Annotated in this window: 21 protein-coding genes; 16 read left to right on the forward strand and 5 right to left on the reverse strand. The window is 39.7% G+C overall.

Going from position 1 to position 24,358, the window contains the following annotated elements; genetic code table 11:
• Nucleotides 1-142: 142 nt before the first annotated feature.
• Together ACFO3G_RS02530 and dusB are read left to right on the forward strand one after the other, a co-directional pair.
• Nucleotides 143-694, forward strand: coding sequence for a YqiA/YcfP family alpha/beta fold hydrolase (locus tag ACFO3G_RS02530; RefSeq protein WP_380077687.1), 552 nt, complete (start codon nucleotides 143-145; stop codon nucleotides 692-694).
• Between the two features lie 131 nt (nucleotides 695-825).
• Nucleotides 826-1,827 carry a tRNA dihydrouridine synthase DusB gene (gene dusB / locus ACFO3G_RS02535; RefSeq protein WP_380077689.1) on the forward strand — a complete coding sequence of 334 codons (1,002 nt, stop codon included), beginning with the start codon at nucleotides 826-828 and terminating at the stop codon, nucleotides 1,825-1,827.
• Between the two features lie 278 nt (nucleotides 1,828-2,105).
• Here dusB and ACFO3G_RS02540 read toward each other — a convergent pair whose 3' ends face one another.
• From ACFO3G_RS02540 to ACFO3G_RS02550, 3 genes are all read right to left on the reverse strand, one after another.
• On the reverse strand, nucleotides 2,106-2,654 hold the full coding sequence (locus ACFO3G_RS02540; RefSeq protein WP_380077691.1) for a GNAT family N-acetyltransferase: 549 nt from the start codon (nucleotides 2,652-2,654) through the stop codon (nucleotides 2,106-2,108).
• Between the two features lie 5 nt (nucleotides 2,655-2,659).
• Nucleotides 2,660-4,351: a SulP family inorganic anion transporter gene (locus tag ACFO3G_RS02545; RefSeq protein WP_380077725.1), complete on the reverse strand. Its 1,692-nt coding sequence runs from the start codon at nucleotides 4,349-4,351 to the stop codon at nucleotides 2,660-2,662.
• A 725-nt stretch (nucleotides 4,352-5,076) separates the two neighbouring features.
• Nucleotides 5,077-5,346 carry a hypothetical protein gene (locus tag ACFO3G_RS02550; RefSeq protein ID WP_380077693.1) on the reverse strand — a complete coding sequence of 90 codons (270 nt, stop codon included), beginning with the start codon at nucleotides 5,344-5,346 and terminating at the stop codon, nucleotides 5,077-5,079.
• A 313-nt stretch (nucleotides 5,347-5,659) separates the two neighbouring features.
• Between ACFO3G_RS02550 and ACFO3G_RS02555 the strand changes: the two genes are divergently transcribed.
• From ACFO3G_RS02555 to ACFO3G_RS02595, 9 genes are all read left to right on the forward strand, one after another.
• Nucleotides 5,660-7,327 (forward strand): AMP-binding protein, encoded by a 1,668-nt coding sequence (locus tag ACFO3G_RS02555; RefSeq protein WP_380077695.1) that lies wholly within the window; start codon nucleotides 5,660-5,662, stop codon nucleotides 7,325-7,327.
• 273 nt (nucleotides 7,328-7,600) lie between these two features.
• Complete coding sequence (locus tag ACFO3G_RS02560) at nucleotides 7,601-7,825, forward strand: hypothetical protein (RefSeq protein ID WP_380077697.1); 225 nt, start codon at nucleotides 7,601-7,603, stop codon at nucleotides 7,823-7,825.
• Nucleotides 7,826-8,192: 367 nt separating this feature from the next.
• Nucleotides 8,193-8,771 carry an L-threonylcarbamoyladenylate synthase gene (locus tag ACFO3G_RS02565; RefSeq protein ID WP_380077699.1) on the forward strand — a complete coding sequence of 193 codons (579 nt, stop codon included), beginning with the start codon at nucleotides 8,193-8,195 and terminating at the stop codon, nucleotides 8,769-8,771.
• Nucleotides 8,768-10,180, forward strand: a complete 1,413-nt coding sequence (locus ACFO3G_RS02570; RefSeq protein ID WP_380077701.1) for a sugar transferase — start codon at nucleotides 8,768-8,770, stop codon at nucleotides 10,178-10,180. The genes ACFO3G_RS02565 and ACFO3G_RS02570 overlap by 4 nt, the downstream gene beginning before the upstream one ends.
• Complete coding sequence (locus ACFO3G_RS02575; protein ID WP_380077703.1) at nucleotides 10,177-11,976, forward strand: chloride channel protein; 1,800 nt, start codon at nucleotides 10,177-10,179, stop codon at nucleotides 11,974-11,976. The genes ACFO3G_RS02570 and ACFO3G_RS02575 overlap by 4 nt, the downstream gene beginning before the upstream one ends.
• Nucleotides 11,977-12,012: 36 nt before the next feature.
• Nucleotides 12,013-13,989: an LTA synthase family protein gene (locus tag ACFO3G_RS02580; protein ID WP_380077705.1), complete on the forward strand. Its 1,977-nt coding sequence runs from the start codon at nucleotides 12,013-12,015 to the stop codon at nucleotides 13,987-13,989.
• 146 nt (nucleotides 13,990-14,135) lie between these two features.
• Entirely contained in the window at nucleotides 14,136-16,466 is a 2,331-nt protein-coding gene (locus tag ACFO3G_RS02585) for a transglycosylase domain-containing protein (protein ID WP_380077707.1), read from the forward strand.
• A gap of 162 nt (nucleotides 16,467-16,628) precedes the next feature.
• Nucleotides 16,629-17,237 carry a DUF3109 family protein gene (locus ACFO3G_RS02590; RefSeq protein WP_380077727.1) on the forward strand — a complete coding sequence of 203 codons (609 nt, stop codon included), beginning with the start codon at nucleotides 16,629-16,631 and terminating at the stop codon, nucleotides 17,235-17,237.
• Between the two features lie 63 nt (nucleotides 17,238-17,300).
• Entirely contained in the window at nucleotides 17,301-18,053 is a 753-nt protein-coding gene (locus ACFO3G_RS02595; protein ID WP_380077709.1) for a copper homeostasis protein CutC, read from the forward strand.
• Between the two features lie 29 nt (nucleotides 18,054-18,082).
• Here ACFO3G_RS02595 and ACFO3G_RS02600 read toward each other — a convergent pair whose 3' ends face one another.
• Both ACFO3G_RS02600 and ACFO3G_RS02605 read right to left on the reverse strand, forming a co-directional pair.
• Complete coding sequence (locus ACFO3G_RS02600) at nucleotides 18,083-18,841, reverse strand: tRNA1(Val) (adenine(37)-N6)-methyltransferase (protein WP_380077711.1); 759 nt, start codon at nucleotides 18,839-18,841, stop codon at nucleotides 18,083-18,085.
• A 638-nt stretch (nucleotides 18,842-19,479) separates the two neighbouring features.
• Nucleotides 19,480-19,749, reverse strand: coding sequence for a hypothetical protein (locus tag ACFO3G_RS02605; protein ID WP_380077713.1), 270 nt, complete (start codon nucleotides 19,747-19,749; stop codon nucleotides 19,480-19,482).
• A 146-nt stretch (nucleotides 19,750-19,895) separates the two neighbouring features.
• Here ACFO3G_RS02605 and ACFO3G_RS02610 point away from each other — a divergent pair, with 146 nt between their 5' ends.
• From ACFO3G_RS02610 to ACFO3G_RS02630, 5 genes are read left to right on the forward strand one after another with little or no spacing between them, the layout of a single operon-like run.
• Nucleotides 19,896-20,894, forward strand: coding sequence for an HU domain-containing protein (locus tag ACFO3G_RS02610; RefSeq protein ID WP_380077715.1), 999 nt, complete (start codon nucleotides 19,896-19,898; stop codon nucleotides 20,892-20,894).
• A 17-nt stretch (nucleotides 20,895-20,911) separates the two neighbouring features.
• Entirely contained in the window at nucleotides 20,912-21,757 is an 846-nt protein-coding gene (gene folP, locus ACFO3G_RS02615) for a dihydropteroate synthase (RefSeq protein WP_380077717.1), read from the forward strand.
• An 11-nt stretch (nucleotides 21,758-21,768) separates the two neighbouring features.
• On the forward strand, nucleotides 21,769-22,551 hold the full coding sequence (gene cdaA / locus ACFO3G_RS02620; RefSeq protein ID WP_380077719.1) for a diadenylate cyclase CdaA: 783 nt from the start codon (nucleotides 21,769-21,771) through the stop codon (nucleotides 22,549-22,551).
• 21 nt (nucleotides 22,552-22,572) lie between these two features.
• A complete protein-coding gene (locus ACFO3G_RS02625) occupies nucleotides 22,573-23,460 on the forward strand; it encodes a UbiA family prenyltransferase (RefSeq protein ID WP_380077721.1) in 888 nt (295 codons plus the stop codon).
• A complete protein-coding gene (locus tag ACFO3G_RS02630; RefSeq protein ID WP_380077723.1) occupies nucleotides 23,447-24,049 on the forward strand; it encodes an HAD family hydrolase in 603 nt (200 codons plus the stop codon). Before ACFO3G_RS02625 ends, ACFO3G_RS02630 begins: the two co-directional genes overlap by 14 nt.
• The last annotated feature ends 309 nt before the right edge of the window (nucleotides 24,050-24,358 follow it).

A 24,358-nucleotide genomic window follows, 5' to 3' on the forward strand; every position in this document is an offset into this window, starting at 1 on the left:
CTGTTTTAGGAGTTCCTGTGAGTCCAATGGTAGCTCCCATCCAAAAATTGGCTGCTTAAACTCAAGAAATGAGAGGTTGCTAAAAAATTAGAGGCTGAATCATTACGAATAATGACACAGCCCCCTTTTATATAAATAAGCTATGACAAAACGGATACTTTATATTCATGGACTCGGCTCCAGTGCCAAAGGCTCTACCGCAACAATACTCAAAGAGCAACTAAATGGCAAGATTGATGTGATTGCTCCATCTTTTAACAACGAAGTTGGATCTTTTGACAATCTTCTTTGCAATATCCGAAAAGCCCAAACAATAATCCAAGATCAAAGCATTGACCTTTTGGTTGGCTCCAGCATGGGTGGATTTACGGCTCTTCACGTGGGAGGAATCCCTACCCTTATCATCAATCCCTGCATGAAACCCAGCGAACACTTTCAAGGTCACCTGCTCCAAACTTCACAAAACGAGCTCGACAAATACAAGATGCTTGAAAGAGAAAAGCCTTCATCATTTCAACAACATCACACCTATGCCCTATTTGCCAAAGATGATGAGCTGTTTTCTTACCGTACATTGTTTGATAATCTTTATAACAAAGATCACTCCAGAATGATTGATGGTTCACACGTCAACTCAAAAAGCCGAGTTGTTGAGGAGATCATCCCCTCAATAGAAAAGTTACTTACATGGTAACAAGACTTTTCATCAAAGACAATTATCTTTGCACAACCAATATCATCCGACCCCAATTACACCCTATCTGCAAAGAGGTGATTGGGTTAAGAAGACTTGGCATGATTCCTTTTTAATTAAACTTAGACAAGATGAAGATAGCAGATATAGATTTAGGAAAGCGCCCCTTACTACTTGCCCCAATGGAAGATGTCACAGACCAGGCGTTTAGACTTCTTGCCAAAGACTTTGGAGCGGCACTCGTATACACAGAATTTATATCTGCAGACGCTTTGATTCGAGATGTGGCAGGGTCTATAAAGAAGATGCAAATAGACAATAGAGAGAGACCCGTAGCCATTCAGATTTATGGTAGAGATGTGGAGACCATGGTAGAGGCAGCCAAGAGAGTAGCCGAAGCCAATCCAAACCTGATAGACCTCAACTTTGGATGTCCGGTCAAAAGAGTGGCCGGCAAAGGGGGCGGAAGCGGCATGCTCAAGACACCGGAATTATTGCTCGAAATCACAAGAAGCATTGTCAAGGCAGTAGAGCTTCCCGTTACGGTCAAAACTCGTTTAGGCTGGGACAGCAACAGCTTAATTATCGAAAGATTGGCAGAAGAATTGCAAGATTGTGGTATTGCAGCCCTTACCATTCATGGACGAACAAGAGCTCAAATGTATCAGGGAGAAGCTGACTGGACTCTCATAGGGAAAGTCAAAAACAATCCACGCATCCATATTCCTATCATTGGAAATGGCGATATCACAACGCCCGAAGAAGCAAAACAAGCTTTCGACCGCTACGGAGTAGATGCCGTTATGGTGGGAAGAGCTTCCATTGGATGTCCTTGGATCTTCGAAGAGATGAATCATTATCTCAAAACAGGTGAAAAACTTCCCCCAATGGGAATAGAAGAAGGGATGAAAATTCTCAAAACAATGGTCAACAACAACATTGAAAAGTTAGACGAAAGAAGAGGCATTCTTCATTCAAGAAGACATATAGCCGTAAGCCCCCTCTTCAAGTCAATACCTAATTTTAAGAAAATGCGAGTAGCCATGCTGAGAGCCAATACCAAAGAGGAGTTGTTTGCTCTTATGGACGAAGCCGAACAATACATCTTAGCTCACATTGAAGAGACCGAATAACAGTCTTTTTTCTCTCGTAATATAAACGACAAAAAGCCCTCATAGCAAAGCTACTACAAGGGCTTTTTTCATACTATTATATCAACCGATTAATTGATATCTATTTAGACTGTTGCATAATGGCGATCTGCCGCGTTTCTTTCGGTAATCGGCTTAGGTCCGTACTTGAGTACGTTTCCTTAGCACTTCCCCTCATCGCCATGCATCTCATCCACTCTTCAAAGTCCCCAAATTAGCTTGTAATTTGAGTGAATGGCACTTTGTGCAACATTCTTCTATTATTGTTTGTAGTTGTACACCAATTGATAGAGTTCACTAATTGCTTTATCAACATTTATGGTGTCCTTGATTTCGGTACTACACATCAGTTTCATTTCGAATGGCTTGAGATCATCATGATATGGCGGTTGCCAATACATATTGTCCAAGAGAACAAATCCATTGCGTTCATAGAAATTAATTCTCCTCTTTGCCAATGGATTATTAGGGATCTCTACTTCAAATATCATTCGATCTCCCCCCATATCTTTCAATTTTTCTAAGAACAATGTACCAAGTCCTTTTTGTCTATTTTCGGGATATATGGCCAAATGCTCCCCATATATAATACCTGAAGGGAATTCCCAATAATTGAAAAAACCTACCGGCTTATCCTCGATATAAATGATATGAGCCCTAAAAGCAGGCTGCTTGGCAATCAAGTCTACCAATTCATCCCATGGTCTTCGCTCTACTCTCGGGAAAGCTGACAGGTACAGAGGTCTCATCAAAGAGTCTGCCAGCTGCAAACTCTTTGGGTCTTGTGCATTAATTCTTAAAAATCTCATATAGATTATTTGTTGTTATTGTTTACAACTTCTTCTGCTCTCTCAACCGCCAAATGAATATGACTACATATATTTTCTTTGCCAATCATCTCCTCGATGCCACCCTTAGCAAGGGTTTCTCTAAGCTCTTGTCTTACTCCGCTGAGAATGATCTTAACATTATCCTTACGACATGTCATAATAAGACTGCTAAGATTGTGAACAGCTGTTGAGTCCATAAAAGGCACCTTTCTCATTCTGATGATTCGCACCTTGGGCTTGTCTCCAACAATATCCATAGCTTCCTCAAAGCGATTGGCAATACCAAAGAAGTAAGGACCATTGATTTCATAAACTTCTACACCCTTTGGTAAAACAAGTTCGTCCTCACTCTCGTTAGATTGCACCACATCATCCTCTCGCTTAAGTGTAAGTTTTTCTTTACTTACTACGATATTGGTTGTTTCTGTCACGCGCTTCATAAAGATAAGCATTGCTATCAACAGACCAATCTCAATAGCCACGGTAAGATCCAGAAGGACTGTCAAGAAAAAGGTAATTGCCATCACCAACATTCCACCCTTATCACCCTTACAAATAGACAAAACCGATCTCCAACCGGACATATTATAAGAAACAATTACCAAGACTCCGGCAAGACAAGCCATCGGTATAAAGTCCATCAAAGGACCAAGGAAAAGCAAAATTAGAAGAAGGACCACCGCATGGATAAGACCGGCTACAGGTGTACGTCCACCATTGTTGATATTGGTCATGGTTCTTGCAATTGCTCCTGTTACGGGTATACCACCAAAGAAAGGAACTACAATATTGGCAGCACCTTGAGCAATCAACTCGGTATTGGAGCGATGTCTATCACCAGTCACACCATCTGCCACACTGGCTGAAAGCAAACTCTCAATAGCCCCCAAAAGAGCTATCGTAAATGCAGATGGGAAAAGAGCTTGTATAGTAGCCAAATCAATCTTTGGCAAATGTGGTGTCGGAATATTTGTCGAGATTGTAAAGCGATCACCAATAGTCTCAATACCCTCTACACCGGACTGTCTCAAGAAATAAGCCAATACAGTTAGAAGAATGATAGAAATCAAAGATCCCGGAATTTTTTTACTCACAAAAGGGGTCAATATAATAATGAGTATACTTCCAAGGCCAAATCCCATTGCCACAAAATCAATCTTAGAGAACTCTTGTATATAGACTTGCCACTTTCCTATAAAATTGCCGGGCACATTATGAATGCCAAGTCCAAATAAATCATTGATTTGCGTCGAAAAAATGGTAATGGCAATGCCGGCCGTAAAACCTACAACGATAGGATAAGGGATAAACTTAATCAATGTGCCAAGCCTCAAAAAGCCCATTAGAAGAAGTAGGACACCGGCTATTAAAGTGGCAATAATCAACCCATCAAGCCCATATTGCTCAATAATACCATACACAATAACAATAAAAGCTCCCGTAGGCCCACCAATTTGGACACTATTGCCACCCAACAACGAAACTATAAATCCACCCAAAATAGCGGTGATAAGCCCTACCTCGGGTGCAACACCGCTCGCGATACCAAAAGCAATGGCCAAAGGCAAAGCAACAATACCAACAATGATACCGGACATAAGATCCGCACTAAACTTTGACCATGAATAGTTGCTAAATACGTCCAGCAACTTAGGACGAAAAACGTTATTTTTCAATTGCATCATTAAAACAGATTTAGACTACAAAGTTAGTCCTTAATTATGGATATCTTAAACTTAAAACCCTTTATATAAGGAATATACAGACAGACTAAGAATCATCAAAATAACAAATAGAACATTTTACCCACCTAAAAAGACCAGATTTCAATATAAGGAAGCCAACACATTTCTATATGACAGCGTTATCGCAATGTAACTAACCAATGATATTTGTTGTTTTCGTTCAAACAAAATAAGTCACTCATTCTATATTAGACCTCTTAAAAAGCAACAAACCATGATAAATATGCCTGAATTAGCTAAATATTGTAAATCAATCAAGCCATTTTTGAGCATAAAAACAGCTCTTTTTTAAGCTAAAAACAGGTTCATTCTGCACTAAAAGCAAGGTTGAGCAAAGAAAAACAGCATAGCGATAAGTTAATTTATGTATAAGTCGTTTTTTATTGACAAGTTAACGACTTAAAAATCGACTTTAAGCTACTTTTTTGGGAGGGTCGCGCGACTTGCAATCCATTCTCGCGCTACCTTGAACCTATACTCGCGCGAGGTTGCACCTGAAGTAGCGCGACTTCGCATGTCAAGGTCGCGCGAGATCAGATCCAAAGTCGCGCGAGAACGGATTGCTTCTCGCGCGAGCTTATTTGTTAAAATAGTACATAAAAAAGCCTGCTTCGTACTAACAAAACAGGCAAAGTGGGCAAGAAGGTCAAGTACCCTTAACCATCTAATACTTTGAATATGGTATAAATAAGTGTTGTTTGAGTCCAATTAGAGCTGCTATATGCAGCAACAATAATTAACATATACAAGCCTTTTATTGTAAGCTTCTCAGCTAAATTAAGAAGACTGTCAGGAAGATTAATATTGATAGTCAGCGGATCTATCATCAGCTCCGGATCATGGAAACACATCATACCGACTTGTGAGGATAATCCTCCAAGCAGCACAACAATCAAAAGTATGGTGAGTAGTATGATTATTTCCATGGCTATTTTATTTTCTTCAGTTACTAAGGTATTAAAAAGCTATCACTTTTGCAATTACGAGTCCAATGACATTACACGCACACGATACTCCTTCTTTTAGCCTCCAAACTCAATACTTCCAAATTTGCTTAAAACTTATGAGGATAACACTTTGTACAATATTCCCCTAACACCCCCTTTTGCCAATAAGTAGTTAAGAACAACATACTATCTCACCAATTATTATTAAAATATCTGCCCATAAATAGCGCAAGTGTGCATAAAAGGACTTATCTTTGCACAAAATACATCATAGTGAGCAAAGTTTATCGTCATGATAGAAAAGAACCTAATCAAATTATATGCTGACAGTTTCTCATCGAATTGGGAGCTCCCCGCTCTTACAAACTATATCGAAAAGAGAACATACTCATACAAAGATGTAGCTACCCGTATAGCTCGATATCATGAGCTTTATAAGAAGCTTGGCGTAGAAGAGGGCGAACATATTGCCATCATGGGAAAAGATACAGCTGAATGGTGCATTGTATTTATGTCTGTCATTACTTATGGTGCAGTAATCGTGCCTATTTTACAGGATTTCAACCCCAAAGATGCGGCTTCTATCCTTACACACTCTGATGCAAAGCTCATATTTATAAATGAAGGTATTTGGAAAGGAGTAAAAGAGGAGCTCAAAGACAGCAAAATAGAAGCTGCCTTTGAAATACAACAAAACAAAATACTCTACAACAATACCACACTTGGATTGAACGAAAACTTCGATCAAATGCTCGACAACTGGCTTCAAGAAGCTTATCCGAGAGGATATCAGCCCAAAGATGTCAAATATACCGATGTGCCAAATGATCGAATGATTATCCTTAATTACACATCGGGCACGACCGGATTTAGCAAAGGAGTTATGCTCACGGCAAACAATATGGCAGGTAATGTAACCTATGCATTTAGGCTTGAGATTATGAAAAAAGGAGACAACGAGCTTTGTTTCCTCCCCCTTGCTCATGCATATAGTTGCGCTTTTAACCTTATGACACCCCTTGCTACCGGCGCACATGTACACCTCCTTGGAAAAATACCATCACCAAAGATTGTGATGAAGGCATTTCAGGAAGTAAGGCCCAATTTGATTATCACTGTACCACTCATTCTTGAAAAGATATATAGAGATGTAATTGCCCCAAAGATCAGCAAGCCGGCTGTCAAGGCTCTTCTTAAGTTCCCATTTGTCACCAATATTATCCGCAAATCAATCCAGAAACAAATGATTGACGGCATGGGTGGCAACTTCCACGAAGTTATTGTAGGTGGCGCAGCACTCAACCCGGAGGTCGAATCTTTCCTTAAGAGGATTAAATTTCCTTTTATGGTTGGATATGGGATGACCGAATGTGGTCCCCTTATCTGCTATGAAAATTGGAGAAACTGGAAACTTCATTCTTGTGGCAAAGCCTTGAAGGATATTATGGAAGTTAGAATCGATATGTCCGAAAGCCACGATGGAAAAGTCGGAGAAATTCAATGCCGAGGAGAAAATGTATGTCTTGGGTATTACAAAAAAGAAGATATTACCAAGGACCTTTTCACAGAAGACGGATGGATGCATACAGGAGACCTCGGAACAATGGACAAAGAGGGGAATGTATTCATCAAAGGAAGATCAAAGACAATGATCTTAGGATCTAACGGTCAAAACATCTATCCCGAAGAGATCGAATCTAAAATCAACTTGCTTCCTTATGTACAAGAATGCCTTGTCGTATCCAGGAATGGAAGGCTGATAGCCCTTGTTTATCCGGACGAAACAAAATACAAAAAAGCAAACCTCTCCAGAGAAGAAGCCGTAAAAATTATTCAAGAAGGCCGAAAAGAGATCAACGAACAAGTAGGTACTTACGAAAAGATAGGGAAGTTTGAGATACAGGACAAACCGTTTATTAAAACGCCAAAACAAAGTATCAAAAGATTTCTTTACAAATAATTTCGAAAGAAATTTGCTTATTTAAGAAAAAGTATATTACCTTTGTAGTGACATGTAGAGAAAACAATAGGCTTTGCATTCTTAGTAAATCAGTAGAGGACAAGAAAAATAAACCATTAGTTTACATTCAGTTAAGACAGAGAGAATAGCTCTAAGTTCTTCTTTCATGTGAATTTGCTTATGGATTTTGGTCTTTTGATTTTGTAGATTGCAAACTTGTTGTATCTTTGTCGTCGATATTAGAAGTATTACTTTAAGATAAATTAAAAAATTATGAAGAAGATTTTCTTTGCAGCTGCAGTTATCGCAGCTTTCGCTTTGACATCTTGTGGTGGTAACAAGACAGAAGAACAACCAGTAGATTCTACAGCAGTAGAAACAACAGTAGATTCAACAGTAGCACCGGCTGAAGAAGCAGTTGCAGAAGACTCTACAGCAAGCGCTGAAACAGAAGAAGCAGTTCCAGCTGAAGAACCAGCTAAGGAAGAAGCTAAGTAATTCTGTCCACAAGACGTTTTCTAATGACATTAGAGAGCGAGGTTGGCATGCCAACTTCGCTTTTTTTGTGCCTATTCTTCCATGCCTCCTAACAAGACTCCAATCCTCAATCTAACCCAACACACGCTCTATTTGCATACATTCAATAAAATCACAACCTTAAGTTTCTAATTGTTTTAGCCATTTGTAATACTTCTTTTTTCAAATCGCCTCATTTATTCTACATTTGTAATATATAACATGCCTTACGGGTGATAAGTCTTTTTCTGACAACAAATAATTAGAGATCATTTCTTGTCATTGTATAGAAGTCTATTGCCCCACTCATTAGGTTTGTTATAAACCTCAAATTTTAAATAAATGAATTATGGCAAATAGATTTGACAGTTCAGATCTTGAAGAGGCAGTCCGCATAATGAGGAATGGAGGCATCATTTTATACCCCACAGATACCATTTGGGGTATTGGGTGTGATGCAACAAATAGTGAGGCCGTCAAAAAAATTTATACTCTCAAGCAAAGAAGCGATTCGAAAGCCATGTTGGTTCTTACCGATCATGACTGCAAACTACCCGGCCTTATGAGAGAAGTCCCCGAGCTTGCGTACGACATTATAGATATGGCAATAAAACCTGTCACCATTATTTACCCAAATGCTCGCAATATTGCTCCCGAACTCATTGCTTCTGACGGAAGTGTCGGTATCCGCATTACAAAAGAAGAGTTTAGCAAAGCTCTTTGCAACAAAATGCGCGTTCCCATCGTTTCTACTTCTGCCAACATTAGTGGGCATCCGTCTCCACACTTTTTTCATGAGATTGAAGAGGAGATTAAAGCACAAGTAGATTACATCGTAAAATATAGGCAAGATGATTTGACTCCATCTTTGCCGTCACAAATCATCAAACTGGATGTAAACGGAGAGGTAAAAGTCATTAGAGAATGAGTCGTACAGCATACCTTCGCTTCAGATACATTTTGTCAGATTGCATAAGTGTAACTCTGTGCTACTTTATCTTCAACTGCATTCGATATACAGTCGAGGATAAGAGTCCGACTTTTGGTGAACTCTATGATTTCATCTTCAATCTGAAAGCCTATGTTGTAGGAATAATTTTTGTACTATTTTGGATTGGACTTTTTGCACTCTCCGGATACTACAACAATGTCGAGAACAAAAGTCGTTTAGACGAATTTCCAACAACAATTATATCTACTATTATCGGCTCCATCATTGTATTTATGGGACTTGTAGTAGATGACGTGGTACTTGACACAAGTGTCTATCTCAAACTCTATTTTTATCTATTCAGCCTAATGACTATTGTTGTCTATCCTATCCGCTTCATACAAACAACAATAGAGATAAAGCGTTACAAGTCACTTCATGAAAGAGACAAAATACTTCTTATCATGAATGACGAAGCCACAAGCCTCCCCATCGAAAAGACCCTTAGAGAAGAGGGGAAAATCATCTTGGACAAAATCATGATACCGACCTCTAATATGCAACATCAAGAGGCAGATATCAACATTCAACAACATATCAATGAGATAGAGACTTGTATCACAAAACGCAATCCGGACATTATAGTTGTATATATAGAAGGAAAGCATCTGGAGTGCTTTAGCCTCCTACTCTATGGTCTGTACAAGTACAAGATACCGATCAAAGTTCCAATGAGAAGTATGCTTTTCGCCGGTGCGAAAGTCAAAGTCAGGGGGATGAAAGGAGAGCCTTTTATTGACCTTACCGACACCAATATGTCTGAATGGGAAAAGAATGTCAAATGGCTTTTCGATAAAATTTGCGCCCTTATTTTGCTCATTATCACAAGCCCGATTATGCTGATACTGGCAATTAGTGTAAAGTTCTCATCAAAAGGCCCCATTATTTTTAGGCAAGAGAGGATAGGTCTTTATGGCAAACCCTTTATGATTTACAAATTTAGGACCATGTACACCGAAGCCGAATGCAATGGTCCACAGCTTAGCAAAGACGGAGACAAAAGAATTACAAAAGTAGGTCGGACACTTCGCAAATATCGTTTGGACGAACTACCTCAATTTTGGAATGTACTCAAAGGAGATATGAGTTTTGTGGGGCCGAGACCTGAACGCTCCTATTATATCAAACAGCTGGTCAATGTAGCTCCTTATTATTACCTTTTGCACAATGTCAGACCCGGCATCACCTCTTGGGGAATGGTAAAGTATGGATATGCCTCTAACCTAAAAGAGATGGAAGAGAGGCTCGAATTTGATTGGCTCTATTATGAGAATATGTCTTTACAGCTTGACTTAGCTGTATTGTGTTATACAATATACACCCTAATTAAAGGAAGTGGCAAATGAATAGAAAGAAAGACAACTTAATGAAACCACAATGGTTTAATCAGATCCTTCTTTGGAGAGAGAAACATATCAGCGAGAAAGTATTTGTCATATTTCTGGCTTTTGTAGTCGGGATATTGACAGCCTTTGCCGCTATTCTACTAAAATTGACCATACATGCCATACAAGAGTTTTGGATAGGCAAATCCATCCATCACAACTACCTATATCTTATCCTCCCGCCTGTCGGTATCTTCATTACGGCTATGTTTGTAAAATATATCGTAAGAGATGACATCAGTCATGGAGTGACAAAAGTTTTGAGTGCCATAGCTCAAAGAAAAAGTCGCATTAAGCCAAGAAACATGTGGGCTTCTTTGGCAGCAAGCTCTATTACGATTGGTTTTGGTGGATCCGTTGGAGCAGAGTCCCCAATTATCTACACCGGATCGGCTGTTGGCTCCAATGTGGGAAGATTATTCAGACTGGAGCAAAAGACCCTTATGCTCTTGGTAGGCTGTGGTGCTGCAGGTGCCCTTGCAGGGATCTACAAAGCTCCCATCACCGGTCTCGTATTTGTTATCGAGGTTTTGCTTATGGACCTTACGATGGCAAGCATATTGCCTCTGCTTGTAAGTTCGGTAACCTCGGCTTCGGTTGCATATATGATCAATGGCTCAGAAGCCATGTTTAAGTTTATTCAGACAGACTCTTTTACAATGGAGAGGATCCCCTATGCTCTTGTTCTCGGCATACTATGCGGTCTTATTTCTCTCTACTTCTCCAAAGTGATGTTCTTGATTGAGGGCAAGCTCAAGTCAATGAAATCTTACACCAAGAAGTTTTTGATCTCGGGGGCCATCCTTTCATTGTTGATTTTCCTTTTTCCTCCATTGTACGGAGAGGGATATGTCACAATAGATTATCTCATCGACGGCAATTACAGCAAACTTCTTGAGGGCAGTCTTATCAGCGGAATGTCCGATTCTTATTGGGTTGTATTTGCCTTCCTGGCATTTGCTCTTTTGGCAAAAGTATATGCCTCCGTCAGTACCAACTCCGGTGGAGGTTGTGGTGGACTATTTGCACCAAGCCTATTTGTTGGGGGGCTGACAGGCTTTTTGTTTTCTACAGCTATCAACTATTTCAACATCATCAATCTACCAAGCAGGAATTTTACTCTAATGGGAATGGCAGGAGTGATGGCAGGAGTGATGCATGCCCCTTTGACAGGTGTATTTTTGATTGCTGAGCTAACCGGAGGTTACAATCTGTTCCTTCCCTTGATGCTTGTATGTATTAGTTCGTTTGCAACAATACGTGTATTCATGCCCCATTCTATCTATTCATTGCGACTTGCCGAAGAGGGAAAACTCCTTACACACCAAAAAGATAAATCCGTACTTCGCCTAATGAATGTCAATAGCGTAATAGAAACTGAGTTTGAATGTGTCAAACCGGAAATGACCTTAGGAGATATGGTACAAGTTATTGGACGAAGCAAAAGAAATGTATTCCCCGTTATCGACGATGACCGCGTTTTGATGGGAGTTGTGCTTCTGGATAATATCCGCAACATTATGTTTAGACCGGAACTTTATAACCGCTTCAGAGTTGAGCGTTTTATGGTATCGCCTCCGGCCAAGCTATATGATACGATGAGTATGGAAGAGATTATGCACATCTTTGATGATACGCATGCATGGAATCTGCCGGTTGTTGATTCAGAAGGGCGCTACCTCGGCTTCATATCGAAGTCAAATGTGTTTAACAATTACCGAACAGTACTTGTGGACACCTTTGAAGGAGACGAATAAAATAAGTTTAGTAAATAAAATAACGATGAGACCATTATGACTCCCGATTTCTTCAAAAGGACTATACATACACCATTTAAGATTGTACAACTTTGCTACCTTCTTGCTTTGTCTTTCGTATACTTCAATATAGAAAGGCTACTATTCTATATATACAATCATGAGTTTTATGCACATCTAAGCACCTCTGAAGTATTTAGGGCATGGATGGGAGGATGGAAATTTGACATTAGTGCCGGAGCATACATCAATCTTCCCGTCGTAGTTATTTGCATCATCGGATTATTTCTAAGCGATCAAGTCTTTTGTAGCAAATGGATGCAAAATATCATCCGGTGGTTGTTCTTCATTCCAAACACCTTGGCGATTATCCTCAACATTGGAGATTGTGGATATTTTCCATTTGTACTCAAAAGAACAACAGTCACAGTATTTCAAGAATTTGCAAACGACTCTCCTATATCTTTATTTCTTTCCCTTGCATGGGATTATTTTGGACTCACGCTGTTGGGTATAATTCTAATTGTACTTCTGTGGTGGATGTCCGGTCGCATTCAATATGCTCCAATCAACAAATCACCTCTCACCAAACGCATAGCTTTTGGTCTCATCGAAACTGCAGCTGTTGCTTTTCTCTTAGTTGGAGCTATGAGAGGCGGATGGGCTCACTCGACAAGACCTATCACACTAAGCAATGCCAGCCTTTATGTCAAAGACACCAAAGACAGGGACTTGGTACTTAATACTCCTTTCTGCATGTTGAGAACCATCAACAAAAAAGTTCTCGAAAAGGTGCATTATCTTCCGGAAGATGAGGCAAAAAAATTGTTTAGCGGGATTTATTCAGCACAGCCAACCGGTGACAAAGACAGCATCTTTGGACAATACAAAGATTTTAATGTCATGATCCTTATTGTTGAGTCTTTTGCAAAAGAACATATTGGAGGATTGCAACAAGACAAGTTTGGCTATACCCCCCATATAGATTCATTGTTAAAATCTCCCGATGTAGTTTACTTTCCTTATGCATTTGCCAATGGAAGGAAATCGATAGATGCCATGCCATCCACCCTTACCTCTATCCCGGCGTTGGGAATAAACTTTGTCACATCTTGCTATTCCGGAGTAAAGCTAAAAGGCATACCAAAAGTTCTTAAACAAAACGGATACAATCACTCCATATTCATGCATGGCGCCCCCAATGGGTCGATGGGATTTGATGCCTTTACCAATCAGATAGGATATGATGAGTATTATGGGTACAACGAGTTTCCAAATGCAAAATCACAATTTGACGGTATGTGGGGAATCTGGGACAAGCCATTCCTCAAGCAAGCTGTCAAAGAACTTTCCGAACGCAAAGAGCCTTGGCTTGGCACACTCTTCACGGTCACCAACCATACCCCCTTCAAAGTGCCGGAAGAAGACGAAGGGAAATATCCAAAAGGCAAACTTGAGATACATCAGACGATGGGTTACACAGACAATGCCCTTAATGAGTTTTTCAAGGATGCCTCAAAACAGCCTTGGTTTAAGAAGACCATATTTATATTGATAGCAGACCACGCATCAGAAACCATCCGTCCGGAATATCAAAGTCTCCCGGGAAGATTTGCCATTCCTATGATATGGTATATACCGGGTAAGCCTCTAAGCCATCTGATCGATACTAATATCGTAACTGAGCAAGCAGACATATTCCCATCTCTACTATATCTACTGGGGATCAAAGATCCTATTGTAACTTCCGGGCAAAACATGTTTGATCCTAACAGCTACCATTATGCACTTATCTATGATGGTGATTACAGAATGATGACCGGGAATAAGATTTACTCAATGAATCAAGAGGGAAAAGTAAAAGAAGAGACAATCCATACGCCTCTGCTACCCAAACTCAAAGGAAATGAAACAACAACGCCACCAAAAGTATTGCCGGCTATCATCCAAAACTTCAATGAAAGATTGATTGATGACAAAATGGTGCCGGCCAATGACAAAGCAAAAATATAAGATGAAGTCACAACTTAGCAAAGATGACCAATCGCTTTAACAGCTCCTCATGCATAAGATTATAAGCAGTTTCTTACCTTTGCACAATATAACTAATGCGTTTCATGGTAGAAATGCATGCCGGATTATAGTAAAAGCTGAATACAATGACAGATAAGAAAAAGAAGATACTAAAGATTATGTGGTCCCTCTTCGGACTGTTTTGGGTATTTGCTCTCATCATATTCTTTATGATAGCAGAAGGTTGGATTGGCTATATGCCCCCGATTGACCAACTTCAAAACCCTATAGATAAATTTGCCTCTCAAGTCTATTCAGCAGAAGGCGAATTGATTGGCTCGTATTCTCAACGCGGTTCCAACCGTATCTATGTCACATATAAGGATCTTTCGCCAAACATTATCAAAGCTCTTGTTGCTACAGAAGACGAACGCTTTGAAGATCACTCTGGCATAGACTACAAAGCTCTCATGAGAGCCGTTATTCTAAGAGGTATCTTACAAGACAAAAGTGCCGGAGGAGGGTCTACCATCACGCAGCAACTTGCCAAGATGCTCTATACTCCCATGACAAAAAATACCATCACAAGACTAATGCAAAAGCCCATCGAATGGGTTATCGCTACTAAGCTCGAAAGGTATTACACCAAAAATGAGATTATATCTATGTATCTCAATCAATTCGACTTCCTATACAATGCGATTGGTATACGTTCTGCAGCATACACCTACTTCGGAAAAACTCCACAAGAACTTAACATTCAGGAAGCTGCGACACTGGTGGGAATGTGTAAAAATCCGGCTCTATACAATCCGGTGCTTCATGGATCAACAGAAAAATCTACCCAAAGACGTAATGTAGTCCTTTCACAGATGGAAAAAGCCGGATACATCACAAAGGCTGAACTGGACTCTCTTAGCAAACTTCCCATGGAGATACATTTCCATAGAGGAAGTCATAAAGATGGTATCGCACCTTATTTTAGAGAATATCTAAGGCTGATGCTTACAGCTAAAAAGCCGGAACGCTCAAACTACGCTTCTTGGCAAGAAGACGACTATATCACAGATAGTATTTCATGGAAAGAAAATGACCTATACGGATGGTGCGAAAAGCATGAAAAAAACCTCTATACTGATGGCCTAAAAATCTACACGACTATCTCCATACCTATGCAGAGATATGCAGAAAAGGCAGTCAAGGATCAGATGAAAGATGTACTACAACCTGCATTTGACAGGGAGAAAAAGGGTAATCCGTACGCCACTTCATCAAGTAATAAAATATCCAAGAAAGAGAAGGAACAAATCCTTTATCGCGCAATGCGACAAACTGAACGTTGGAGAGCTGCTGCTGCAGACGGTTTATCCAAAGAGGAGATTATCAAAACGTTCTACAAACCAAGAATGATGCAAATCTGGACTTGGGACGAAATGAAAGACGTTGAGATGACTCCATTAGACTCTATTTTGCATATGAAGAACTATCTCCGCACCGGTTTTATGGCAATGAATCCTATCAATGGTCATGTCAAAGCCTATGTCGGAGGAATCAACTTCTCTGCATTCCAATATGATATGGTATCTCGAGGACGAAGACAGATCGGTTCGACCATCAAGCCATTCTTGTATTCTCAAGCCATGGTAGACGGTTTGACTCCTTGCACTACTATGGAGCATGTGCCACAAACACTTATCTCACTATCCGGAAAGCCATGGACTCCAAGAGGTCGAGGATCGGGAGGAATGGTTACAATCCAATGGGGACTACAGCATTCGGACAACTGGGTAACGGCCTGGTTGATGGGTCAAACCACACCCCATACATTTGCAGCTCTTCTGAAAAGTTTTGGGCTAATGGCAAGAATCCTTCATCCGGACGTATCCCTTTGTATGGGAACTTGTGATGCTTCTGTATCAGAAATGGTGAGTGCATACAGTACTTTTGTAAACGGTGGCATCAAAGTGGCTCCACTGTTGGTGACTCGTATAGAAGACTCACATGGCAACACGATTGCCAACTTTTTACCAAAAACCAAAGAGGTACTCAATCAAGATGCCGCACTCAAAATGCTTACTATGCTAAGATCAGTTGTTGATGGAGGTACCGGTGGAAGACTAAGATACAGATACAATCTGCAAATGCCTCTCGGAGGAAAAACAGGTACGACACAAAACAATTCGGATGCATGGTTTGTGGGATTTACGCCATCACTTGTTGCCGGTTGTTGGGTAGGAGGAGAAGACAGAAGTATTCACTTCGACTCAATGGCAATTGGCCAAGGTGCAGCGGCTGCACTACCAATCTTTGGCGAGTTTATGCGACTGGTATATCTCGATCCAACTTTGGGATATTCCAATAATGAGCAATTTAACTTTCCTCCCGGGTTCCAACCATGTAATGATATAATAGATGAAGATGTATTTGAAATAACATCGGACAGTACCGGAGGCGATATGGATATGATACCATATTAAATAGCTATTACCTTCGGATATTATCCAATAAATTCATTTCAAACATGTTATAAATATAAGGGGCTATTCAAAAGTAATTTTTGATTCAGCCCCTTATACTACACTTTGTAGAGACTCCTTATAAAAGGAAACAACCTCACAAATCAATAGAATATTATGCGTATGCTTCAGATAGGAGACAAGATTATTAGTTTTGAATTGATAGACGAGTGTTTCGTTTGTGATTATGATGCTTGCAAAGGGATTTGTTGCGTCGAAGGAGATAGCGGAGCACCTTTGGCAGAAGGTGAAGCAGACCAAATAAGACAATTGTTGCCTTTGATACAATCTTACCTCTCTCCAAGAGCCAAAGAAGTTATCCAAAAGCAAGGAGTAAGCTATATTGACGAACAAGGGGACGAAGTAACCTCATTGGTAGATGGTAGAGATTGTGTTTTCACAACATATGATGAACTTGGACGATGCCAGTGCGCCCTTGAAAAAATATACAGACAAGGGAAGTCAGACTTTATAAAACCCATTAGCTGCCACCTATACCCCATAAGAACAGCCAAACTAAAAGTTGGTCTGACAGCTCTTAACTATCAGAAATGGGGGATATGCAAATGTGCCCTTAAAAAGGGGCGCAGCCTAAAGGTGCCTATCTACAAATTCCTAAAAGAACCTCTCATAAGAGCTTACGGCGAAAGTTGGTACAACGAACTATGCGAAGCTGTGGATGTATATCTTCAAGAAAAAGACAAGATTGATAAGTCTTTTGAATCAATGTAATTCATTCTGCTTAGCTAAGACAGCAATATCTTTGAAAGAATAAAAGATCAACTATAAGTCATCGTGACAACACAAGATTATAAATTTGAGGTGTGTGCCAATTCGGTACAAAGTGCATTGGCAGCACAAGAAGCAGGAGCAGATCGAGTTGAACTTTGCCAAGGTATACCCGAAGGCGGCACCACTCCCTCCTTTGGCGATATCAGTACGGCCAGAAAGCTATTAAATAAAACAAAACTTCACGTCATTATACGTCCAAGATCGGGTGATTTTCTATACAATGATTTGGAAAAGAAAATTATGATTGAAGATATAAGGTTGTGCAAAAAGGTTGGTGTTGATGGCGTCGTATTTGGTGGGCTTCTAAGTGATGGATCTATAGATATAGAGTTCATGAAGGCATTGAAGCACGAATCTCAAGGCATGTCAACAACTTTTCATAGGGCATTTGATGTTTGTAAAGACCCTATTCTTGCACTCAAACAAATCACTCAACTCAATTTTGATCGTATACTTACATCCGGGCAGGAAGCCTCAGCTAATGAAGGTATCCCTTTGTTGAAACGACTCGAATCACTCAACAATGGAAATATCATCCTCTTGGCAGGGTGTGGTGTTGGCGAAAACAATATCAAGAAAATCGCAGAAGAGACCGGTATACATGAGTTTCATTTCTCGGCAAGAGAATCCTTCCCATCAAAAATGACCTACAAGAATGACAGAGTGTCTATGGGTGGGACTGTTAGGATAAATGAATTTGCAAATGATATAACGACAAGCGAAAGAGTAAGGAAAATCATTCGGGCTCTACACTAAAAAGGAATATATAATTCACACACATTAAGCTACTTCTTATCAAAATGTGATGGAAGATAAAACTCCTCTGTAAGGGTTTTATACTGATCTGAATAGCACCCATTCTTATCCAAAATACAAAGAGGTTGGTCACTAACAGGCAATGCTGATAAATCAACCCGACGCCACTGTGTCAAACAGCGTTTGGGAGATTTACCCTCTTTTGTGCAAACTGATGTAAGACGAGACAATTCAAATCCGCTCTTTACTGCATGAAGACGCATTCTATCCAATTGATCAAACGGGGTAACCAAAGCAAGAGAAGCATTCTCACCAAGTAAAGATGAGAAAGCAACATCCATCAAAGAATCAATACCAAAGCCCTCAGACTGATGACGAGCCTGAGCCCTTTTGGTATCAGGAGCACAAATTCCATTCGAAAAGAAAGGAGGATTACTTACTATCAAATCAAATTTTTGCTCCAACAGACGGCTATCCGGCTGCATGATATCGCATTTATAAAACTTTACACGACTACAAAAAGGAGATAAAAGAGCATTGTTAGTTGCTGTTGATACTGCTTCAGAATCTATGTCTATACCAATAATATTAGCGTTGGGATAACGCTGAGCCAGCATTAAGCCTATCAATCCGCACCCACATCCCACATCCAAAATCATTGCTTTAGCATCAGACTCATCAGGCCTTGCCCAAGCACCCAACAAAACACCATCGGTACCTATAGGCATAGCACAATGATCTTGCGAAAGAGAGAATTGCCTAAACTCAAATTTTTTGCCATTTGCCATACAATGCAAAGATATATCTCTTATACAAACCCCAAAACATCCTGCCAAAATAAGACGATTTAAACAATTAAGAGATACCTTATTATCCTATGCAAGTTGAGCAACTAAGAGGCTCTATATCTGCTAAAGACCTCACTTTTCTTTTTACTTTCCAGGCTTTTTCTGGAGTAATGATACTTTGAAAGCAAGAATATTGTTATGTATTTGCAGTTAATATGATAAATAATGTAAATTATTATAGCGCATTTTTCATGCTAAATTCAGCCAATTTTGTCCTCAAAAATGGTCATATTTATTATAAAAAGAGGAATTAGGCAAAATAATTAGAAACGGCATATGTTAAATTATATAAAATGGATTTTTAATTTTCCTTTAGACCACTTAAAAATCTACTTTAGGCCGCCTTTTTTGGAAGGTCGCGCGACTTGCAATCCGTTGTCGCGCGACTTTGAAAGTAAACTCGCGCGAGGTTGCACCTGAAGTAGCGCGACTTCGCATGTCAAGGTCGCGCGACAACAGATTCAAAGTCGCGCGAGAATGGATTGCTTCTCGCGCGACCTTATTTGTTAAAATAGCGCATAAATAAAGCCCGTTTCGTACTACAAAACGGGCAAAGTCGGCATGAAGGTCAGGTTACCCTAACCCTCGAACTTAAGATTTTGGGGTTGAATCAGTGCTGTTTGAGCAGCTTTTTTACCATTAGACGCAGCAACAATATTTAACAAATAAGCCTCTCTCTTGACGAGCTTCACAGCCCATGGATAAAGAGCATTGTTAAGATCATATTTGATAGTTACCGAGTCAGAGATTTGTTCTTCGTTGACAAGACACATCTTACCCCCTTGGAAGAACACTCCTCCAAGCGAAATCATCATCAAAAGTATGGTAAGTAATATGCTTATCTCCATGGCTCGTATTTTATCTTAGCGACTAAGATACTAAAAAGAATTCTCTTACACAATATATCCAATCAAAGAGCAAGAATAGCTTTAGATGTTTCGACGAAAGATATTATCTTTGTATGAATAGTAATATTTTACTAAACTGACTAAAAATGGCTTATCAAAGACTATCCGAACATATCAATCAATGTCTGGCAAAAACAGGATGCGTTGTTATTCCCGACCTTGGCGGATTTATTACAGAAGTAATCCCGGCCAGATATGATAAAAATGAAAACAGAGCATACCCTCCATCAGAAGAATTGCATTTTAATGCTGCTCTTTCTCATAGAGATGGTTTGTTAGAAACGGCCTATGCCAATACTTATGGTGTATCGCAAAGACGCGCACGCATTATGTTGGAGGACGATATCAAATCGCTCCGTTCGGATCTTGTTGCAAATAAAAAAGTTATATTGCCCCATATTGGAGAACTTCACTTGAGCAATACGGGAGAACTTTCATTCGAATATCTCGAAGCTACAAAGCGACTTCATTTGGCAAGTTATGGACTTCTACCCACCTCTATGCCAAGACTTATGTTACAACCGGAGAGGGATACAACCAAAACAGAAACTAAGCCTTTAAACAGTAGATACTACTACATTCCTATTCATAAGAAAACACTTTTGACTTCTGCTGCAGTACTTGCTTTTGGAGCTTTGTTCTTGCTTCCTTTCGGGTCAACAAATTCTCAAGACAATTGTGAAGCTGCGTTTATCCCAACCAAGTATGTTGCCAATAGTCTTTGGAAGAATGATAAGTCCGCAACAGCCTTGCCGGTTGAAGCTGTAGATGTACAACAAAAGAAAGCAGAACAGCAAACCGCCCCTAATGTGGCTACAAATGCAGATGAAATGATTAGCAATATCCCCTGCTATCAACTTCCCATCAAGAGGAATGGCTACTTTGTAATTATAGGAAGCTTTAAGACTCGCAAACAAGTCGAAGACTTTATTCATTATGAAAAATTGGATAATAGGAAAGATGTGGGAATCTTAAAAGACAGCTATTGGTATCGAATATATCAAGGAGAATATACCAACAGTAAAGAGGCATATACCAATGCAGCAAAGATCAGCAACGAGGCTTGGGTCTTTAAATCAAAATAAGAGCATCACATATTACAATGAAACATTATACACTCAACGCACACGGTAAGCTAATAGATTTGTCTACACCCCAAGTTATGGGGATTGTCAATGTAACCCCGGATTCTTTTTATAGCGGGAGTCGCATTCATGGTATAGAAGCCCTAAACAAACGAATTGAAGAAATCATCAACCAGGGAGGGACAATGGTAGATGTTGGAGCCTATAGCTCACGTCCCGATGCTGAAGACATATCTTCTGAAGATGAAGCCGGAAGACTCAGACCGGCTCTTCAATTTATTAGGGACAACTATCCAAATCTTGTGGTAAGTGTCGATACATTTCGTGCCGATGTAGCCAAAATGTGTGTTGAAGAATATGGTGTTTCGATCATTAATGACATCTCCGGAGGAGAGATAGATCAAAAGATGTTTGAAACGGTAGCCTCTCTTAAGGTACCATACATCTTGATGCATATGAGAGGGACTCCCAAGACGATGCAAACCCTTTGTCAATACGAAGACATCGCAGTTGAAGTGACAGATTACTTCGTACAGAAGATAGGTAAACTTAGAGAGTTAGGTGTAAAAGATATCATCTTAGATCCCGGATATGGATTTGCCAAGACCTTGGAACAAAATTACCTTCTTATGTCAAAACAAGAAGAGGTTTGCAATCCTTTTGACCTGCCTGTATTGGTAGGAATTTCTCGAAAAAGCATGATATACAAATTGCTGGGCGGAACTCCACAAGAATCACTTAATGGCACATCGATCCTCAACACCTATGCTCTGCTAAAAGGAACAAACATTTTACGTGTTCATGATGTCAAGGAGGCTGTTGAGGCTGTGCAAATAGTACAAATGCTTAAAGGATCTAACTAATATCATTTTCTATGTGGCTAACCTTTACATTCAAAGACTTTGTCGACATACTGCTTGTTGCTCTGTTTCTCTATTACACATATTCAATATTAAGAAGTTCAGGTACAAAAGCCCTCTTTAGTGGGATAATCTTCTTTGTAGTCCTCTGGATTATCATCTCACAAGTTCTTCAAATGAAGTTGATGGGTGCCATATTAGACAAGTTTATTAATGTTGGATTTCTTTTGATTGTCATTATCTTTCAAGATGAGATAAGGAAATTCTTAGCCACATTAGGTTCAACCAAATGGAGGATATTCAATCAGATATTCCAACGCGACAAAGGGAAAGAAGCCGAAGAGAGGAAATGGGTTGCCCCCGTTGTATTGGCCTGCATGAATATGGCAAAGAAAAAGACAGGTGCACTGATTGCCATTCAGCAGACAATGGACCTTACACCTTATGAATATACAGGGGAACGTTTTCGCTCTGAGATCTCAGCCAGACTTATTGAAAATATCTTCTTCAAAAATTCACCTCTTCATGATGGTGCGATGATTATTGCAGACAATGAGATCAAAGCAGCCGGATGTATCCTGCCGGTAGCCGCTAACACAGACCTAAACAAAGACCTTGGATTGAGGCACCGATCAGCACTTGGACTATCCCAAGAGACCGATGCCAAAGTGATCATCGTAAGCGAAGAGAGAGGTGCCATATCAGTGGCCTATAGAGGAGAGATATTTGTTGATATCACAGTAGATAAATTGCAAGAGATACTCAACACAAGCCCTTCACATATGGTAGGAGCTTAATAAAAACAATACAACGCATTTATGAAAGATATTATCACCCTTATCCGACCTAAACAATGGATAAAGAATATCTTCGTTATCTTTCCCATCTTTTTTGGTCACAATATATATGATCTAAAAACTTGGGGAAACATTGCTATTTTATTCCTTGCATTCTCATTGGCAGCAAGCACGGTGTACGTATTCAACGATCTTTGTGACAAAGAGATTGATAAATTGCATCCGGAGAAAAAGAATAGGCCCATAGCCTGCGGAAGCATCTCCAACAATCAAGCCCAACTTATCATTGTATCCCTAATGGTCTTGTCCGGTTCACTGCTTTTTGCCTTAGGACTGCCCAAGGGGCTTTATGCCGGGTATTGTATCATTTGCTATTTGATTATAAATATCATTTACTCTCTTTGGGGAAAGCATCAACCGGTATTAGATGCATTCTTCGTAGCTTCAGGATTCTTATTGAGAGTCATTTCAGGATGTCTCGTAGCTTCTATCGTAGCATCACATTGGCTATTTCTCATGGTATTCTTTGTTTCACTATTATTGGCTTTTGGGAAAAGATTGGAAGATTTGCTTATTGCCGAAGACAAGAAGGGTGAGCAATCAACAAGACCGGTCGTCAAATTTTATTCCTCCCAATTTCTTTTTGCCACCCTTACCCTAATATCAGCCATTCTATTAGTCTTATACACACTATATTGTGTAGATAGCGAAAGCATCGAGCTACATGGCAAATACCTTTATACAACTATACCCATCGTCTCCCTCGGTATCATCTACTATCTCAGAAGAGTAATAGTAGACAGAAAGTATTGCAATCCCACCGATCTAATCTTCAAAGACCATGGTCTTCAGGCAATAATCATCTGCTGGATTATTCAATTCTACATCATATCCTATGTCATCGCATAAACAAAGATTGGCTATTTTCGACTTCGATGGGACTCTGATAAATGCAGATAGCTTTCCCCTTTTTCTTAAACACGCTACAGGTATTCTTAAGTACCCGATCTTATGTGTCTATTTCTTTATCATCTTCTTAAGCTATAAATTGAAACTATTTCCTGCTAAAAAGGCAAAAGAAATGATGCTTAGATGCGCCATAAAAGGGAAAACAACACAAGAATTGGATCAGCTATGCCAATCTTTCAAAGCAATATTGAACGAAAAAACAAATCCACAAATGATGGATAAGTTACTTTTGCACAAAACAAATGGCGATAAGACTATCATCGTATCTGCATCACCCACAAATTGGATAAAACCATGGGCTGAAGAAAATGGGATAGATATGGTAATAGGAGCCTCTTTCGAAATAATAGAAAACAAAGCCACAGGAAAACTCGATGGAGAGAATTGTAGGGGAAAAGCAAAAGTGAGATACCTCAAAAAACAACTGCCAAGGTTCAAAGAAGAATACGAAACATTTGGCTATGGCGACTCGATTGTGGGTGATAAACCACTACTTGATGAGCTTGATCACGGATGGATAATTAAGTGAAGACAACAAATACATTTGCATAAAACAGATATACCCAATTCTTGCTGTTGTCCGGTAAACTTTTGAAGAAGCATAATAACTCTTTGAGTGACAAGCAATTGTATCCATCTTGGAGTTGTAAGGCTTACCCGCTAATAACATCCTGAAAATCAATGTGTTAATATACTTTTATGGACACTAATAGGTAGTATCCCTAAAAGTGTGTAATTGAAGTTTATCTTTGAGTCAAAATTAATCATTTCATTTAATTGTTTTTCTCATCCGTCAGGCGGACATGAAAAACACCGGGGGGATTGGCGTCCGCCCGGG

This window comes from Falsiporphyromonas endometrii, assembly GCF_042654485.1.
Lineage (GTDB): Bacteria > Bacteroidota > Bacteroidia > Bacteroidales > Porphyromonadaceae > Porphyromonas > Porphyromonas endometrii.

Coding starts and splice junctions, on each gene's coding strand:
- cdaA (WP_380077719.1), top strand. CDS start 21,769: ATGTGGCTAACCTTTACATTCAAAGACTTTGTCGACATACTGCTTGTT.
- ACFO3G_RS02530 (WP_380077687.1), top strand. CDS start 143: ATGACAAAACGGATACTTTATATTCATGGACTCGGCTCCAGTGCCAAA.
- ACFO3G_RS02560 (WP_380077697.1), top strand. CDS start 7,601: ATGAAGAAGATTTTCTTTGCAGCTGCAGTTATCGCAGCTTTCGCTTTG.
- dusB (WP_380077689.1), top strand. CDS start 826: ATGAAGATAGCAGATATAGATTTAGGAAAGCGCCCCTTACTACTTGCC.
- ACFO3G_RS02580 (WP_380077705.1), top strand. CDS start 12,013: ATGACTCCCGATTTCTTCAAAAGGACTATACATACACCATTTAAGATT.
- ACFO3G_RS02570 (WP_380077701.1), top strand. CDS start 8,768: ATGAGTCGTACAGCATACCTTCGCTTCAGATACATTTTGTCAGATTGC.
- folP (WP_380077717.1), top strand. CDS start 20,912: ATGAAACATTATACACTCAACGCACACGGTAAGCTAATAGATTTGTCT.
- ACFO3G_RS02585 (WP_380077707.1), top strand. CDS start 14,136: ATGACAGATAAGAAAAAGAAGATACTAAAGATTATGTGGTCCCTCTTC.
- ACFO3G_RS02600 (WP_380077711.1), bottom strand. CDS start 18,841: ATGGCAAATGGCAAAAAATTTGAGTTTAGGCAATTCTCTCTTTCGCAA.
- ACFO3G_RS02550 (WP_380077693.1), bottom strand. CDS start 5,346: ATGGAAATAATCATACTACTCACCATACTTTTGATTGTTGTGCTGCTT.
- ACFO3G_RS02630 (WP_380077723.1), top strand. CDS start 23,447: ATGTCATCGCATAAACAAAGATTGGCTATTTTCGACTTCGATGGGACT.
- ACFO3G_RS02610 (WP_380077715.1), top strand. CDS start 19,896: ATGGCTTATCAAAGACTATCCGAACATATCAATCAATGTCTGGCAAAA.
- ACFO3G_RS02575 (WP_380077703.1), top strand. CDS start 10,177: ATGAATAGAAAGAAAGACAACTTAATGAAACCACAATGGTTTAATCAG.
- ACFO3G_RS02555 (WP_380077695.1), top strand. CDS start 5,660: ATGATAGAAAAGAACCTAATCAAATTATATGCTGACAGTTTCTCATCG.
- ACFO3G_RS02540 (WP_380077691.1), bottom strand. CDS start 2,654: ATGAGATTTTTAAGAATTAATGCACAAGACCCAAAGAGTTTGCAGCTG.
- ACFO3G_RS02565 (WP_380077699.1), top strand. CDS start 8,193: ATGGCAAATAGATTTGACAGTTCAGATCTTGAAGAGGCAGTCCGCATA.
- ACFO3G_RS02625 (WP_380077721.1), top strand. CDS start 22,573: ATGAAAGATATTATCACCCTTATCCGACCTAAACAATGGATAAAGAAT.
- ACFO3G_RS02590 (WP_380077727.1), top strand. CDS start 16,629: ATGCTTCAGATAGGAGACAAGATTATTAGTTTTGAATTGATAGACGAG.
- ACFO3G_RS02605 (WP_380077713.1), bottom strand. CDS start 19,749: ATGGAGATAAGCATATTACTTACCATACTTTTGATGATGATTTCGCTT.